This window comes from Microcoleus sp. Pol7_B2, from assembly GCF_036701035.1.
Classification (GTDB): Bacteria; Cyanobacteriota; Cyanobacteriia; order Cyanobacteriales; family Microcoleaceae; genus Microcoleus.
Map to the genome: position 1 here is coordinate 1 of NZ_JAUBQB010000021.1, position 16,513 is coordinate 16,513.

Below are 16,513 nucleotides of genomic sequence, written 5' to 3' on the forward strand. Positions count from 1 at the left end.
ACCATACGCAGTAGTCAGTCTGCCACTGAAAGAGTGCAAATTCTGAGGTGTGAATATTGGGAAAAAGTGAAAAATATTGACCCTGACAACCTCATTTTTTTGGAGGAAATGGGCGTTTTATTGGGGTTGACGCGAACCCATGCACGTTCAATATGTGGTAGTAGAGTCTACGATTTAAAACCATTTTATCGGGGGGCAAAAGTCACAGTTATCGGAGCAATTAGCTTAAAAAAAGTAGTAGGATTAATGACCCTCAACGGGTCAATGGATGGCAGAGCTTTTGAAGTCTTTATTGAACATTTTTTAGTCCCCAACTTATGGGAGGGTGCAGTAGTTGTTATGGATAATCTACCTGCTCACAAGTTGGGGACTATTGAACCATTGATACAAGCCGCTGGTGCTAGTTTACTGAACTTATCACCCTATTCTCCGGATTTTAATCCTATAGAGTTATGGTGGTCGCAACTTAAAGCTTTTTTACGTCAGTTCTCACCAAGCACCACCAAGATGGTTGATATTTTGCTGGCTACTGCACGCTTATTTTGTCAATCCTAAGCACTTTAAAAACTGGTTTACAAGCTGCTGTTACTGTACTTCATAAACTTGGAATTTGCTGTAATTTTCTCTATTATCTTGAATAAATCTTTCGGTTCATATCGCTCTCTCAATAAAAAGCGATTCACACCCTGAATGTGAAAATTCTCCCAATATTTCTGATAACCTGCTACAACCTCCCAACTTTGGCTCTGACAGTAAAAATAAGGTGTATAGGTCTAGATTGCGTTGCGCTATGGATGATTTAGTGATTTCTCTGATTGTCCGATACCTAGAAAGTAGAGGACCTATATTTATCAATTCAGTATTTTGTTATTTTGTCAATGCGTAACTCCTAGAAATAAGCTGGATTTGGTATTAGTCCCTATTATCGCAATTGTCGATCGACTTACAACCAACTGGATAAACAGATTTGTAAGTAGTCGATCGCTTGCCAAACAAAGTATAGCGGTTATCGCGGACTTGTTCGTACACACGATCGCCCATCCACTTCATCCCCGGCATTGCCCGGTAAGCCGCCACAAACACCTCCCCAGCAGGAAGTATCCGCCCGATTTCCTCCGCCGCATCGCTGCCCTGCCAGCGCCGTTCCGGGGTGTTGCCATCTATCAAAATCATCCCCATTTCGCATTCTTGAGACGTAATCCCAAAGCGATTTAATTGCTCTAAATCTTGCATGGGAATATACTCAAACCGCTGGCCTTGGTCTAAGGTTTCTAGTAACTGTACCAAGGTAACGCACAGATTGCAATTGCCGTCGTAAATTACGTTGTAATTCATTTGATAACTTCCTAAATTGGGGATGAACTATTGCAGGAATTGCACCTTACTTACTAGCTGTAGGGTGCGTAGGGGCGCACCTACCTAACTAACTATTTTTTTTACAGGAATCTCGATCGCAAATTCCGTGCCTTGACCCGGTGCAGAATCGCACTTAAGCAGCCCGCCGTGTTTTTCCACCACAATTTGATAGCTGATAGACAGCCCCAAACCAGTACCTTTACCAGGTTCTTTCGTAGTAAAAAACGGATCGAACAGCCTTTTGTGAACATCTATCGGAATCCCCGGCCCGTTGTCAGCAATCCGAATCACAATATGAGAAGGATGCCGCCTTGAATCATCAGAAACAGCAGACTCTGCCTGCATCAAAGCATCCTGTTCATATTTTACATCCGTACAAATCCGCAGCGTCGGCGAAGGACAATAAGGAATAGGTGCCAGTTGTCCCTCTGCCCAGTGTCCAGTCTCCATTGCCTCTTCCAAAGCATCAATTGCATTGCCAATAATATTCATAAAAACCTGATTCAACTGTCCTGCATAACACTGTACGCGGGGCAAATTGCCGAACTCTTTGAGGAGCACAATTTTAGGACGCCCTGCCGTTTCTTTCAACCTGTGCTGCAAAATCAACAAAGTGCTTTCAATCCCTTCGTGAATATCCACCTGCTTTTGTTCGGCTTCATCTAATCGCGAAAAATTCTTTAATGACAGCACAATTTGGCGAATTCGCTCGGCTCCCATTTTCATAGAATTTAACAGGTTCGGCAAATCTTTGAGCAGAAAATTTAAATCTACATCATCTATCTCTTGTTGAATTGCCGGTGTTGGGTTCGGGTATTCCTGCTGGTAAAGTTGCAGCATTTTTAGCAAGTCTTTAAAGTAATCGTCAGCGTGCATGACGTTGCCGTAAATAAAGCTAACTGGATTGTTTATTTCGTGAGCAACGCCAGCGACTAATTGCCCCAAACTTACCATTTTTTCATTTTGAACCATCATGCTTTGAGTTTTATGCACGTCCCGTAGGGCTTTTGCCAATTCTAGATTTTTACCCCTCAATTGACTTTCGGAAAGCTGCACCGCTTCTTCGGCGTGTTTGCGCTTGGTAATATCTTTGCGAATTGCTACATATTGATGAGGTTCTCCGCTGGTATTTAAGCAAGGTACAATCGTAGTATCCAACCAGAATAATGTACCGTCTTTAGCTTGATTTTTCATTTCTCCCCGCCAAACCTTTCCCTGGCGGATAGTTGACCAAAGTTGCTTAAAAAAATCGGCTGCGTGATAACCCGAATTAACAAGTCTGTGGGTTTTGCCGATCAGTTCTTCTCGGGAATATTTAAATAGTTCGCAAAATTGATCGTTGACATAGGTAATAGATCCAAATTCGTCGGTATTAGAGACAATCGCCGATTGATCCAAAGCAAATTTTTCAAATTCCAACTCTTTGAGAGTTTGGCGCAATTCTGCTTCGGCTTGTTTGCGATCGCTAATATCGGTAATCATTCGTAAAACCCCGGAAAATTTGCCCTCAGCGTCGAACATCGGCGTCGCCGACACGATCGCCCACAAGTGAGATCCGTCTTTCCGAGTAAACTTAAAATCGTGGCGTTCGCGAATGCCTTCCCGCCTGCGCTGGACGTAACTTTCTGCTATTTCCCTAGATTCGCAGTCCATAAACTCAAATAGCGATCGCCCCAGCATTTCCTCCACAGTATACCCCAGCATTTCGGCCATCCGAGAGTTAGCAAAAGTCGTGATACTTTCGCTGTCAAACATCCAAACGCCCTCCGAAGCCGTCTCGACAATGCAGCGGTAATAACTCTCGCTTTCCCTGACGGTTGCCTCTGCTTGCTTGCGATCCGTAATATCAGTTTGCACCGCAATAAAACCTTCGAGTTCACCATTTTCTTGATAAATGGGGGCGATCGAAAGCGCCACCCAATAACCCCTTCCATTCTTTTTGTAATTGTAGATTTCCTGATTAAACGGCACCCCCGCAGACAAAGCCGATCGCAGTTGAGCAATAGTTAGCGGGTCTGTTTCAGGGCCTTGCAGTACATCACCTGGTTTTTTTCCCTGCATTTCTGCCAGCACATAACCACTAATGCGAGTAAATCCTTCATTCACCCATTCAATGCAGCCTTGAGCATCAGTAATAATCACACCATTTTGCGTTTTTTGAGCTACAATAGCCAAGCGCGACAATTCGGTTTCATTTTTTTTTCTTTCCGTAATATCTTCAGCAATACCCAGAATGTACTTAGGCGCGCCCGAATCGTCAAACAAAGGAACTTTTTTCGTGTGCAAAATCCGCTTTCCCCCGCGCGGAAGTTCGATAGTTTGTTCGGGCAAATCGACGCCTTCTCTCGTTGCGAGCACTTCTAAATCTTGTGCTTGCAAGTAATTGGCATGATCTGGCTCCAACAAGTCAGCAGCATTGTTTAAGAGCACTTCATCCCTGGAATAGCCAAACAATTCTTCGCTAGCAGTATTCCAATAAATAAATTTTTGCTCTACAGCATCTTTAATAAAGACACTAATCGGTAGATTTTGCAGTACCGCATTGAGAAAATCTTGAGTGTTTCGCAATTTTTCCTCAGCTCGCTTTCGTTCAGTAATATCCAAAATCACTCCGTCGAGATAAACAACCCGACACAGAGAATTTGCGATCGGCGAAATCGGCGAAACCTGCGAAACCACAGCCGACAAAAAGCCCTCAATTTCCCCTTGTCCCTCTTGTCTTCCTCTCGCCTCGTCCGCCTCGCAGCAAACAGCTTTGCCTTTTTCGTAAACCCAGCTAATGCCGCCGTCAGCCCGGACAATCCGGTATTCAAGGATGTACGGAGTTCGAGTTTCTACACTTTTTTTGACAACAGCATCCACATTTTTGCGGTCTAGAGGATGGATAATGCTTGCCAAGGAACGGACGCGATCGTTGATAAAATCAGAAGAGGGATAGCCTGATATTTCTTGAACAGCCTCGCTCAAAAACGCCGTTGTCCGTGTTAATTCCCCGGCGTCCGTATACTCGCAGGTACAGCGGTAGACAGCACCGGGAATATTAGCTACTAAATTTTTATATTTTTCTTCGCTTTTTAACAAAGATGAGCCGTCTTCGTTATTGTGATCGTCGTTCTTAAATTTAGAAGAATTGGAAGAAATTTGCATGGTTTTTTTTCACTTGTAAGTGCGAGGGCAAGTGTGAGAGTAGATGACCCTATAAAAAGTGAATTTAATTTGCGTAACAATTCGTTATAAACTAATATAGTACAAAATTAGTTCTGCGAACATTCAGAAAACTTGAGGGTGGCTAATAGGTAGAGCTAATCAAGGCTAGAGATGTATAAAACACTTCGCCAACGAATTTTCTAACGAATTTAAAGGATTTAACTGAGATGTTCCACCATTCTCCATAAGCCTTTTAGGAGCGGGCTAGAAGGGCCCACCGCACAAGAAATTCATTCTTTGTGGAACAGGCCCGAAAGCCTGTTAAGTGAGAATGGTGCAAGATGTGAGTTTAACGGATTTAAGGAATGGATGTTGAGGATCGAGGGAAAGAGCGAAGATTTTCCCACTTTCCCACTCTCCGACTCTCCCACTCCCCCACTCTCCCCCTTCCCCACTCCCTCACTCTCGTTAGAATAAGATAAGTTTCCTTGCTACCGATCGCCCCTCAAACAAAACACCATGACTCAACAACAACCCCGGATTTGCATTCTCGGCGGAGGCTTCGGCGGACTCTACACAGCCCTGCGCTTGAGTCAGTTACCCTTCTCCAAAACCGAAAAACCCGAAATTGTCCTAGTTGACCGCCGCGATCGATTTTTGTTCGTTCCCCTGCTGTACGAACTCCTGACCGGCGAACTCCAAACCTGGGAAATTGCCCCCCCGTTTGCCGAACTCTTGGAAAACACAGGCGTGCGCTTTTGTCAAGGCACTGTCTCCGGCATCGATGTGGAGGAAAAGCGAGTGCAGTTGCACGACGGGCCAGAAATTCCGTGCGATCGCCTGGTTTTAGCTTTAGGCGGCAAAACCCCTCTAGATATGGTCAAGGGTGCGGTTGAATATGCTTACTCGTTTCGCACCCTCGACGACGCCTACCGCTTAGAAGAAAGACTGCGGTTTTTAGAAGCCAGCAACAACGACAAAATTCGGGTGGCGATCGTCGGGGCCGGTTATTCAGGAGTAGAATTAGCTTGTAAATTAGCCGATCGACTCGGAGAAAAAGGTCGCGTGCGGTTAGTTGAGCAAAGCGACATGATTCTGCGGACATCACCGGAGTTTAACCGCGAAGCCGCCAGCCAAGCTTTAGAAAAACGGAAAGTGTGGATCGACTTAGAAACTGAAGTAGAGGCGATCGAAGCGGACACAATATCCTTACTTTACAAAGGACAATTAGATGTTCTCCCCGTAGACATAGTGCTGTGGACAGTAGGAACTCAAGTTAGTCAAGCAGTACGATCTCTACCCCTCAAACAAAACCAGCGCGGTCAATTAATCGTCAATCCGCAGATGCAAATTATCGACCATCCAGATATATTTGGCTTGGGAGACTTAGCTGAATGTTACGATGCAACCGGTCAAAAAGTCCCCGGAACAGCCCAAACAGCCTTCCAGCAAGCTGACTACACCGCCTGGAACATTTGGGCCTCCCTCACCGGCCGCCCATTACTTCCTTTCCGCTATCAGCCGCTAGGAGAAATGATGACATTAGGAATTGACAACGCCACCCTAGCCGGTTTAGGAATTAAACTCGACGGACAACTAGCCCACATTGCTCGCCGCTTAGCTTATCTCTATCGGATGCCAACATTTGAGCATCAGCTAAAAGTTGGTTTTAATTGGATTAGCAAGCCGATTCAAGAGTTGCTTAAAAGCTAATCAATGCTTCTTCAAATAGATACAGCAGATTCTACGTTTATAAAGTACACCCCCGATCGATCTATACCCGTAGGGGCACTCCAAGAGTCCAAAGCCTGTCAATTTAAGGCTGTTTCCCTCACTCAGTCAGTCCGGCAGGGGTTTCAACCCCTGCCTCAAAGCTGAAGTCCTCTAAAAGAGGACTATAGACATCTCCTAATAAAATTTGGGAAGCCTTGCCGTATTTTGACAAAAACCTCATTTTGGGAGATGTCTAATGAATTATTCAGTCCTCTTTTAGAGGACTTTAGCTATAAGCACCGTGGAACTCATTCCCTGGCGGACTGGCGGACTGGCGGGCGAGTGCATCAGCTAGAGAATCTTAGCCCAAATAAAAAATGCAAAATTTAACATTTCAACACCAAAAAACAGAACTTCCGCCCCTAATTCAGCGGGAAATTCTGTTCGGAAACCCAGAAAAAACTAGCCCCAAACTTTCACCCGACGGCAAGTATCTCGCCTACATTGCACCCGATGAACACAACGTTTTGCAAGTGCAATTGCGTACCGTCGGTCAAGCAGACGATCGCCAACTAACAGCCGATAAAAAACGCGGCATCCGCATCTTTTTCTGGACTTACAGTGGCGAAGAACTCATTTATCAGCAAGATATTGATGGTGATGAACAATGGCATTTATTCTCAGTCAATATCCAGTCAAATCAGGTTCGCGACTTGACACCATTCCAAGGTGTTCGAGCTCATCCGATCGCCCTTGACCGCAACTTCCCTAATGAAATTTTAGTGGAAATGAACATCAGCGATCGCCGCAAACACGATGTTTACCGCATCAACCTGCAAAACGGTGCCGTTGAACTCGACACCGACAACCCCGGTAACATCATGGGTTGGACTTGGATTGCTGACGCCCAATTTCAAGTGCGGGCGGCGACAGCCACAAATGCCGACGGCAGTACAGAATTGCTATTTCGAGAAACTGCCGATAAGTCTTGGGAAAGCTTGCGACGCTGGGGCCCCGACGACGAAGGCGGTGCCGTCATGTTCTCAGAAAACGGCAAAATTCTTTACATCATCGGCAATCACGATGCTAACGCCAAACGTTCGATCGCACTCGACTTAGAAACCAAACAAGAAACTAATATCGCCTCTGATCCAGAATACGATGTCGGCGATATTTTGATACACCCGACCAACCGAGAGATTCAAGCAGTTTCCTTCTACAAAGACAAGCAAGAGTGGCAGATTTTAGACCAAAGCATAGCAGAGGATTTTGAGGATCTCGGCAAATTCCGTCCCGGCGAATTCTCCATCACCAGTCGCAACCTCGCCGACACTACTTGGCTAATTGCTTACAGGACAGACGACGGCCCAGTCTACTACTATACCTACGATCGCGCTTCCAAAACTTTCACCTTTCTGTTCAGCAACCAACCCAAACTCGAAGGGCTACAACTATCATCAATGGAACCCATTTCTTACACCGCAAGAGATGGTTTAACCATTCACGGCTACCTGACAAAACCGGTTGGTGTCTCAATACCCGTACCGACAGTCTTGCTGGTTCACGGCGGCCCCTGGGCACGCGATACCTGGGGTTACAATCCACAAGCCCAATGGCTGGCAAACCGAGGTTACGCCGTTTTGCAAATCAATTTTCGCGGTTCCACCGGCTACGGCAAAGCCTTTCTCAATGCCGGCAATCGCGAATGGGCGGCTAAGATGCACGACGACTTGCTAGATGGGGTTAATTGGCTGGTAGAAACAGGAATTGCCCAACAGGATAAAATTGCGATTATGGGCGGTTCCTACGGTGGTTATGCCGCCTTAGTGGGATTGACTTTTAGTCCTGATGTTTTTGCCTGCGCCGTCGATATTGTCGGGCCAAGCAATTTGATTACGCTGCTGCAAACGATTCCCCCTTACTGGGAACCGAGAAAAGCAAGCCTGTATCACCGCGTGGGCAATTTGGAAACAGAACCAGAGTTTTTGAAATCGATCTCGCCTTTATCTTTTGTCGATCGCATTCAGAAACCTTTACTCATCGCCCAAGGCGCTAACGACCCGCGAGTTAAATTAGCAGAAAGCGAGCAAATTGTCAATGCCATGAAGCAAGCCGGCAAACCTGTAGAATACGTGCTTTATACAGATGAAGGACACGGATTTGCGCGGCCAGAAAATCGGCTGCACTTTTTTGCGATCGCCGAAGAATTCCTAGCCAAATATTTAGGAGGCAGATTTGAACCTGCAGGCAACCTTGCCAATCATTCTGGCTTGGTGAATCCGCAAACAACTAATTAGAAGGAAGAAGGAAAAAGGAAGAAGAAAGAAGGAATTATTCAAATCTCTTTTCTCTTCTCTTCTCTTCTCTTCTTTTCCTCTGTGTTCTCTGTGTCCTCTGTGGTTAAATCATTCCGATGCAACCGGATGTGCGATAAGTCCTCTTTCCTCTTCCCTTTTTCTTCTCAAATGACCAAAATTATTTTTCTAGATGCCGCAGGTACACTATTTGATGTTCGCGGTAGCGTCGGCGAGGTATACGGACAAATAGCCCAGAGGTTTGGAGTAACAGTTAAGAGTGAAGAGTTAAATGCAGCATTTTTCCAAAGCTTCGCCTCAGCAAGCCCGATGGCATTTCCAGGGAGAGAAACGGCAAAAATTCCCGAATTAGAATTTGAGTGGTGGCAAGCAGTTTCCGCAAAAGCATTCCAAATAGCAGGCATTTTCCACCACTTTTCCGACTTTTCCACATTCTTTGTGGAACTCTACGCTCATTTTGCCACCGCCGAACCTTGGTTCGTCTATCCCGACGTATTGCCAGCATTAAATAAGTGGCAGCAACAAGGAATTGAATTAGCAGTAGTCTCGAATTTCGATTCCCGAATTTATCCAGTATTAAAAGCACTAAATTTATCCGAATATTTCACATCAGTGACAATTTCTACCGAGGTTGGTGCAGCAAAACCAGACTCTCAAATTTTTACTGCTGCTTTGCAAAAGCACAACTGCACTGCCGAGAATGTGTTGCATATCGGCGACAGCTTCAAAGCAGATTATTGTGGTGCTAAAAATGCGGGATTAAACGCAGTTTGGTTGAATCGCCAACAGGAAAAAATAAATTCAGGAAACTTGAATTTAACTGATTCCCAAAAAGTAGAAGAGTTTCCTAGTCTAGATTTTATATAAGTCAGTCCTGGCCGCACTCCGACAAAGAAACAGGTTTTTTTTACCTGATCGGCGGGTTGCAACCCGTCTTTTCGTAAAAAACCCGGTTTCGCATGATTCCCCATGCGTCCAGGACTATAAATATGAATTTTATGAGCTTAAGGTTATGATTTTTATGAATTGACTTAGAGAGCTGTTTATTGAATAATATGAGTAATTTAACCGCAGAGAGCGCAGAGGGCGGTGAGTTCGAGAAGAGAGAGGCGAACGCTATATTTAACTTTCTAGTGGGAAAGAACATTACAGATACTAATCGTGAACTTTATGGAACCTCGACTCACTCAAACTCAGTTAGCACAGGTAGTCGCTGAAATCGACAAGTTATCGCAGCAGCGCGAGTTAGAATTGGCCCCGGATCAGGTAAGAGAAATTTTACGGGAGTTGAATCTGCCTGATGAGCTTTTAGAAGATGCGATCGCCCAAATGCGCCGCCGCGAAGTCCTAGAAAAACAGCAGCGACGCAACCGTTGGCTCGCTATCGCCTCGACAGCCGTTGTCATCTCTGCGATCGGTATAGGCGTGCTGTTCGGGCAAAATCAGCAACAGCAAACTGCTCAAATTGTCGCAGGAGAAGACCGAATTGCCCTATCTCAAAAGGGCGGTGACAGCCTCACTCAAGTCAACCGTCAAATCAACCCCCGCATCTACTACCAGGTGACGTTGCAAAATGCCCCGATCGGTCGCGAGTTGTCTTTACAATGCGACTGGATTAATTCTAGCGGTCAAACTGTGCATCAGGGCAGGTATCAAACTCGCACGATCGATACTGCGGTTTGGAATACCCACTGCTATTACGATCTCGGATCTGCTGCCGCCCCAGGCAAATGGGAAGTGCGGATGTCCCTGGATGGGCGCGTCATCAGCAGTGAACCTTTCACGGTGAAATAGATGGGTGCGATCGACAAACCTTCACATTTTATCGGCTATTGGGGACTGGACGATTCCCTACGGGATAGCTTCGCTTCACGCACAAAAACGCTCAGCCGTTTAGTCCCAGACTACTGCATTCGGCAGGGCAAATTATCAGAGTGGGCGATCGCCTCTGCATCTGTACTCACGGCTGACACAGTGACGCTGAATGCTTGCGGGCGATTTCAGCCAACCGATTTACCGGGAGATGCTTGGGCGGCGGTAGAAGCGAAACAGCTACGGCTGGGGCGCGATCCGTTTGGGCGAGTGCCGCTTTACTGGATGCAGTTGGGAGAAACGATTTGGTTTTCGACGCGGATGCAATTGCTGCTACCGCTGATTGCTTCCCCTCAAATTAGCCCGATCGCGCTACACAGCTATGCTTGCTTTTCCTACGTGCCCGCGCCGTTAACTCCGATCGAGCAAATTGCATCCGTAGCAGCCGGAAGCGAGATGATTTGGGAAATCGCCGATGTTAACGATCGGCCGAAAGTACGCGCGACGAAGCTATCCTCTAGGGAATCGCTGCAATCGGCTTGGCAAGAAGCGCCCCAATTACTGCGCCGTGAGGATGAGGCGATCGCACAATTGCAATGGCTGTTGCAACAGGCGATCGATCGACAAGTGGCAGATTTGCCGATCGACGAACCCGTGGGCGTTTTACTCTCCGGTGGCATCGATTCTTCCCTGGTGACGGCGCTGCTAGTGAAAGCAGGCTTGCAGGTGCGCGCCTATGCCCTCGATTTTGGTGTCGAAGCTTATTCCGAACTGCCCTACGCCCAACAGGTGGCGGACTTTTTCCAGATTCCGCTGATCCGAGTGGCGGCGACGGGCGATGCAGTGCTGCAGGCGATCGGGCCAACCGCCAAAGCCCTCGATTTACCCTATGGAGATGGCACAACAGCCCCGCTGTTTTTGCTCAAACAGGCGGCGGCGGAAGACGTGCGAGTTGTATTCAATGGCGAGAATGGCGATCAGCTATTTGCTGGATGGACGAACAAGCCTTTGATCGCAAACGGAGTTTACAGTGCGGAACATCCCGCCGGAGGAGAAACTTTTGAACAGCAGTATTTGCGGACGTTTCAGCGATTTTATGGTTATGAAAAACAGATTTTTTCGCCAGAAATGCTCGATCGCATCCAGTCTCACGATTTGAGCGTTTACCTGCAAGACGCGATCGATCCGGAAACCTGTCCTTCCCTGCTAGCGAGGCTGCGGCGCGCTTCGCTGATGCTCAAAGGTGCCCAAAATATTCAGCCGAGGGCAACGGCATTGGCGTTTGCTTGCGGTTTGTGGGTGCGATCGCCCTTCTGCGACCCCGACCTCACAGCATGGACGTTTCAACTCCCTGGCGAGCTGCTGCTGCAAGGTGCGTGCGAAAAATACATCCTCAAAAAAGCCTCTGAACGCTGGTTGCCGCCGGAAATTGTCTGGCGGGAAAAGCGCGGGATGGGTGTGCCGCTGAAGGTTTGGTATTACCGGGAGTTTTGGGCTGCGATCGGCGATCGGCTGAATCCGAATGTGTTGCGATCGGAAAATTGCTGGCAGCCCCATTTGGCCGACGCGATGTTATCGGGACAACTCGGAGTTGCTATGCGCGATCGCTATATTGGCAATAATCTCTGGCTGCTGCTGATGTGGCAGGCATGGCGAACCGAGATTTTAGGCGAAATTCCGAGCAAGCGATCGCTGGATCATGTGTTTTGGTTGCCACCGGCGATCGGGCAGCGCATTTGGAAATATCGAAGGAGGTTGACTGTTGATTGTTGACTGTTGACTGTTGACTGCTTTTCACTCGATTTTACAATCTTCAATCTTCCATCTTCCTTCTTCCATCTTCCTTCTTCTATATGACTGAATCTTTGCTACAGAATGAAACCAAAATACATTCGCCGCCGTTCTCGGAAGCATTAGCCAAGCGACTTTTGTCAACTTATGGTTCGCCCTTATATGTGTATCAGGCCGAGATCCTCAGTCAGACTCTTGAGCATATTACGCGATCGATCGACTATCCGCACGTTCAGTTTCATTTTGCTAACGTCACCAACGGCAATATTGCTCTGTTGCAATTGATTCAGCAGGCTGGTTGGGGGCTACACGCGAATACACCAGGGGATGTTTTTTTAGGACTGAAAGCGGGTTTTACGAGCGATCGCATTGTCTACACCGGCAGTAACCTCAACAGGGCGGATATTAAGCAATTGATTGAATGGAAGATCGATCGATTCAATTTCGATAGTCTGTCGCAACTCCAGGATTTTTGCGAATATTCGCGCAGTCAGCCGCGATCGAGCGGTGCCGAAATCGGACTGCGCCTCAACTCACCGGAATTGACGGGAGACAGTCGGATTGGAGTACGTCCCGCCGAATTCGAGAAAGCCAACGAAATCGCGCAGCAGCAGGGGTTGAGGATTACCGGGTTGCATTTTTATCGGGGGACAGGAACAAACGCCACGAGTGCTTTTACGCAGGCGATCGATCGCCTAATTGCGATCGCCCAACTGTTGCCCGATTGGAAAACCCTCGATTTTGGCGGTGGTTTTGGCTATCCCTATCGAGGCGGTGCGGTGTTTGACTGGCGGGAGTTTGGTGCGGCGATTACTGAACGATTGAGTGCGCTATCTCGCCCGATCGAGTTGGTGATTGAACCGGGACGATCGGCGATCGCAGGTTGTGGCGTTTTGCTTGCGAAAGTTGTGTCGGTGAAGTGGTTGGGCTATCGGCAAATTGTCGGTGTGGATACGACTGTATCAAATCTATCGGTGCCTGCGGTGCACGGGGGCTACCGGGCGATCGCAACTTGGGAAACCGACGATGTATTGCGACATGAAACGGATATTTGCGGCAACACGACTTATTCGCGGGATTATTTGGGGCGCAACTGCTGGCTAACGAAACTCAAAATTGGAGATGCGATCCTGATTTTGGATAGCGGGGCTTACGGCTATGCGATGTCGTCGCATTTTCTGCACCGCCCCCGCCCTGCTGAGGTGTTGATTGATGCTAAGGGCGATCGATTAATTCGACAGCGAGAAGACTATTCTATCTTGTTGAACGGGCAAATCTTTTAAGAGGGCATTGGGCATTGGGCATTGGGCATTGGGCATAGTTTCTTCCTTCTTCCTTCTACTTATTATCTCTCTTCTCTTCCTCGGCGCCCTCTGCGCCCTCTGCGGTAAAAACCTCCCAAAACAACCGTCAATAATATAAATCCATTAAATTAATCAGGAGTAAGCGAAATGGGAATGAAATGCGTCCAGTGTAATACCGACAACATTTTGAGCGATCGTACCAGGAACTCAGGTCGCTGCAAACAGTGCAACCATCCGTTTGTGTTTGAACCAACCGCTGTCACCGATCAAAAATTAGCATTTACCGATCCGTTTTTCAAGAATGCGATCGAAAAGATTTCCAGCCAAAATATGTTGTTTTTTACACACAAACAGTTTTTGTATTTTATTGACCAAAAGCTTAAATATCGCATCCCACCAACCACTTGGATTGTTTTATACTTCTTTTATAGCGGAGTTGTGGGCCTTTTCGCCCTTACCTGGGCTACTGCTATTTTTCCGTCACAATTCGCAGTGGTTATTCCCTTCGCTCTATACAATTTGATTTGGATATGGCGAGTTTTCTACGACAGCAAATCTCCTGCTCAAGGTATTCGCGGCAGAAGAAATAATGCTAAACTCCTCCAGATTTTAGGGGAAATTATTTTAGTTATGGGCATTTCAGGAAGCCTGATATTGGATTATTTTTCAGGATACATCGTAGCGATTACACTAGGGCTATTTTCCTACTGGCTCGGCATTTCACAAAAAAATCGCCTACACGAAATTAGTGAAGTATTTATTGTCAATGCAGCGCAGAGTGATGAGTGGCTACAACGCTGGCAAAGAGTGAACGGTACACTAGAAAAACTGCTGCCTGCACCTCGCCAAGAAGCTTTACGCGCCAGCATCGATCCCGAAGTTAGCGCCTACAGCTTCGATCGCGCAATTATCTGTGACACTGACGAAATAGCTCAATTCCTAATTGCCAACAACGTCCATTTTGAAAACAACTGCGCCATTCTAAGCATCAGTGGCTATCCCCAAAGCATCTTCAACACCGTAATCGAAATGCTGCGGCGCAATGCCGATTTAAAAGTCTATGCACTCCACAATGCGAGTCCGGGTGGCGTTGGTTTGGTAAATCAACTGCGGACTAATCCAGAGTGGTTTGCGAATCAAGCGGTGACAATTTTTGATTTGGGAATTTCTCCCCGTCAAATCTTAGCAACCAGTGATATGTTTGTGCAGCAATCTCAAACAATGGCACAAAGATCCCGTCAATTACCCGAGGCTGTAAGGCAAAGTTTAACAGCAGAAGAACTAGCATGGCTGGAGGCAGGCAATTTTGTGGAATTAGAATCGTTTACGCCACAGCGGTTGTTGCGCGTGGTGAATTATGGACTTGCTCAGAGTGGCGCTCCGCAGGGTAACGAGGGCTTAATATTAGTGGATGATAATGTTGGATATGGCGGCGGCTATGTGTTTGTCTCCGATAGTTTTGGTTAGGGCGTGTTTTCAAACTTTATATTAGACTTATTAATAATAAGCTAAAAAAGTCTTGAAACTTAGTCTGAATAAGATTTTTATCGCTCTTTAGTTAAAATCATAAAAAGCTTATCTTTGTAAGGGCTTCAGCGATTTTAAAATAAGTACCCAAAAAGCTGATATTAAGTCGGTGAGTAAAGGTTTCAGATTTTTTGATTTCCCCCCACGGGGGGAAATTTAGTTTAAATTGTGTGAAATTTGCCTTTAACTCGCCGTCGTCTGGTTTTGTTTGTGTAGGCGCGGTTTCTAACCGGCCGGACTTCTAAGCGCCTGGACTTATTTAAGTCGTATACTCCGCATTAATCTTCACGTAGTCGTAACTCAAATCGCATCCCCAAGCTTTCGCAAAACCGCTGCCATTCCCGACACTAACCTGAACTACAACGGTATCAGCCTTCAAATATTCCCCCTCCGCAGCCGCTTTCATATAATTACTCGCAGCAGCGCGATCGAACTCTTTAGGTTGTCCGTTTTCCATCATCAAAAAATCCCCCAATTGAATCCGCAAATTCTCTTGATCGAAAGGTACACCAGCGCGCCCCGCCGCCGCCGCAATTCTGCCCCAATTCGGGTCGCGTCCGAAAATAGCAGCTTTCACCAAAGAAGAACCGACAATTGTTTTGGCAATTTTACTCGCAGAAACTTCATCCAGCGCCCCACTAACTTGCACTTCTACCAAACAAGTTGCACCTTCGCCGTCACGGGCGATCGCCTTTGCTAAATGTACGCAAACTTCTGTCAGCATCGCCTCTAATTTTTCAGCATCTGCCCCCATTTCCGTAATTGCCGGTGTGCGGGATTGACCGTTTGCCAAAGCAATTAACGAATCGTTGGTACTGGTATCGCCGTCAACAGTAATTTGATTGAAACTTCTGTTAGCCGCCCGACTCAGCATTTCTTGCCACAAATGCGATGACACTGCTGCATCGCAAGTTACAAATGCCAGCATTGTTGCCATATTCGGGTGAATCATTCCCGAACCTTTGCAGATGCCGCCGATGCGGACGGGTCGATCGCCAAACATGGTTTCCAGGGCGATCGTTTTCGGCACTAAATCAGTCGTACAAATAGCCTTAGCCGCCGCATCGGAACCAGTTTCCGATGCCTCAGCAACTAATCGGGGAATTCCCGCCCTCAGCGGCTCCATTTTTATCCGCTGTCCGATGACGCCAGTGGATGCCAAAAGAATAGATTCTGGAGGAATATTCAGCGCTTCTCCCAACAATTTGGCACTTTCGAGGGCATCTGCCAAACCTTGTTCGCCAGTAGCAGCATTAGCTTGTCCCGCATTGCACAAAATTGCTTTGGCGCTCGGTTTAGCTTGCAAACGCTGGCGGCAGTAGTCCACGCAAGCGGCCCGGACAGTCGATGTGGTGAAGACTCCGGCGGCGATCGCGTCTACCTCTGACAAAATTAAACTTAAATCTGGCAAGCCTGAAGGCTTCAAGCCCGCTGTAATTCCCGAGGCTCGATACCCTCTGGGTGCTGTAACTCCGCCGTCAATTTCTTTCCAGTCCGACATGATGACCTCCCTACTAGCCTTCAATCTGCTGAAAGGGGATTATATCA

Annotated in this window: 11 protein-coding genes and 1 pseudogene; 8 read left to right on the top strand and 4 right to left on the bottom strand. The window is 47.0% G+C overall.

Going from position 1 to position 16,513, the window contains the following annotated elements:
- Positions 1 to 555: transposase (locus tag QUA57_RS10835; protein WP_333060822.1), on the top strand; the 555-nt coding region annotated here is incomplete at its 5' end.
- 62 nt (positions 556 to 617) lie between these two features.
- On the opposite strand, the pseudogene QUA57_RS10840 reads toward QUA57_RS10835, so the two are convergent.
- From QUA57_RS10840 to QUA57_RS10850, 3 genes and pseudogenes are all read right to left on the bottom strand, one after another.
- Positions 618 to 816, bottom strand: a pseudogene (locus QUA57_RS10840) (IS701-like element ISAcma42 family transposase); the annotation flags it as partial.
- A 96-nt stretch (positions 817 to 912) separates the two neighbouring features.
- Complete coding sequence (locus QUA57_RS10845; protein WP_333060823.1) at positions 913 to 1,335, bottom strand: DCC1-like thiol-disulfide oxidoreductase family protein; 423 nt, start codon at positions 1,333 to 1,335, stop codon at positions 913 to 915.
- A gap of 84 nt (positions 1,336 to 1,419) precedes the next feature.
- On the bottom strand, positions 1,420 to 4,503 hold the full coding sequence (locus QUA57_RS10850; protein WP_333060826.1) for a PAS domain S-box protein: 3,084 nt from the start codon (positions 4,501 to 4,503) through the stop codon (positions 1,420 to 1,422).
- 519 nt (positions 4,504 to 5,022) lie between these two features.
- Between QUA57_RS10850 and QUA57_RS10855 the strand changes: the two genes are divergently transcribed.
- The 7 genes from QUA57_RS10855 to QUA57_RS10885 all read left to right on the top strand — a co-directional run bounded on the left by QUA57_RS10855 (position 5,023) and on the right by QUA57_RS10885 (position 14,905).
- The gene (locus QUA57_RS10855) at positions 5,023 to 6,216 is read left to right on the top strand and encodes an NAD(P)/FAD-dependent oxidoreductase (RefSeq protein ID WP_333060827.1); all 1,194 of its coding nucleotides are present in this window, start codon (positions 5,023 to 5,025) and stop codon (positions 6,214 to 6,216) included.
- A 377-nt stretch (positions 6,217 to 6,593) separates the two neighbouring features.
- On the top strand, positions 6,594 to 8,513 hold the full coding sequence (locus tag QUA57_RS10860) for a S9 family peptidase (protein ID WP_333060829.1): 1,920 nt from the start codon (positions 6,594 to 6,596) through the stop codon (positions 8,511 to 8,513).
- Between the two features lie 168 nt (positions 8,514 to 8,681).
- A complete protein-coding gene (locus tag QUA57_RS10865) occupies positions 8,682 to 9,398 on the top strand; it encodes an HAD-IA family hydrolase (RefSeq protein WP_333060831.1) in 717 nt (238 codons plus the stop codon).
- 303 nt (positions 9,399 to 9,701) lie between these two features.
- Positions 9,702 to 10,325, top strand: a complete 624-nt coding sequence (locus QUA57_RS10870) for a DUF3859 domain-containing protein (RefSeq protein ID WP_333060833.1) — start codon at positions 9,702 to 9,704, stop codon at positions 10,323 to 10,325.
- On the top strand, positions 10,326 to 12,116 hold the full coding sequence (locus tag QUA57_RS10875) for an asparagine synthetase B family protein (RefSeq protein ID WP_333060834.1): 1,791 nt from the start codon (positions 10,326 to 10,328) through the stop codon (positions 12,114 to 12,116).
- 80 nt (positions 12,117 to 12,196) lie between these two features.
- Positions 12,197 to 13,417 (top strand): decarboxylase, encoded by a 1,221-nt coding sequence (locus QUA57_RS10880; RefSeq protein ID WP_333060836.1) that lies wholly within the window; start codon positions 12,197 to 12,199, stop codon positions 13,415 to 13,417.
- 168 nt (positions 13,418 to 13,585) lie between these two features.
- Positions 13,586 to 14,905 carry a hypothetical protein gene (locus tag QUA57_RS10885; RefSeq protein ID WP_333060838.1) on the top strand — a complete coding sequence of 440 codons (1,320 nt, stop codon included), beginning with the start codon at positions 13,586 to 13,588 and terminating at the stop codon, positions 14,903 to 14,905.
- Between the two features lie 319 nt (positions 14,906 to 15,224).
- Here QUA57_RS10885 and argJ read toward each other — a convergent pair whose 3' ends face one another.
- Positions 15,225 to 16,466, bottom strand: a complete 1,242-nt coding sequence (argJ, locus tag QUA57_RS10890) for a bifunctional ornithine acetyltransferase/N-acetylglutamate synthase (protein WP_333060841.1) — start codon at positions 16,464 to 16,466, stop codon at positions 15,225 to 15,227.
- Positions 16,467 to 16,513: the final 47 nt, after the last annotated feature.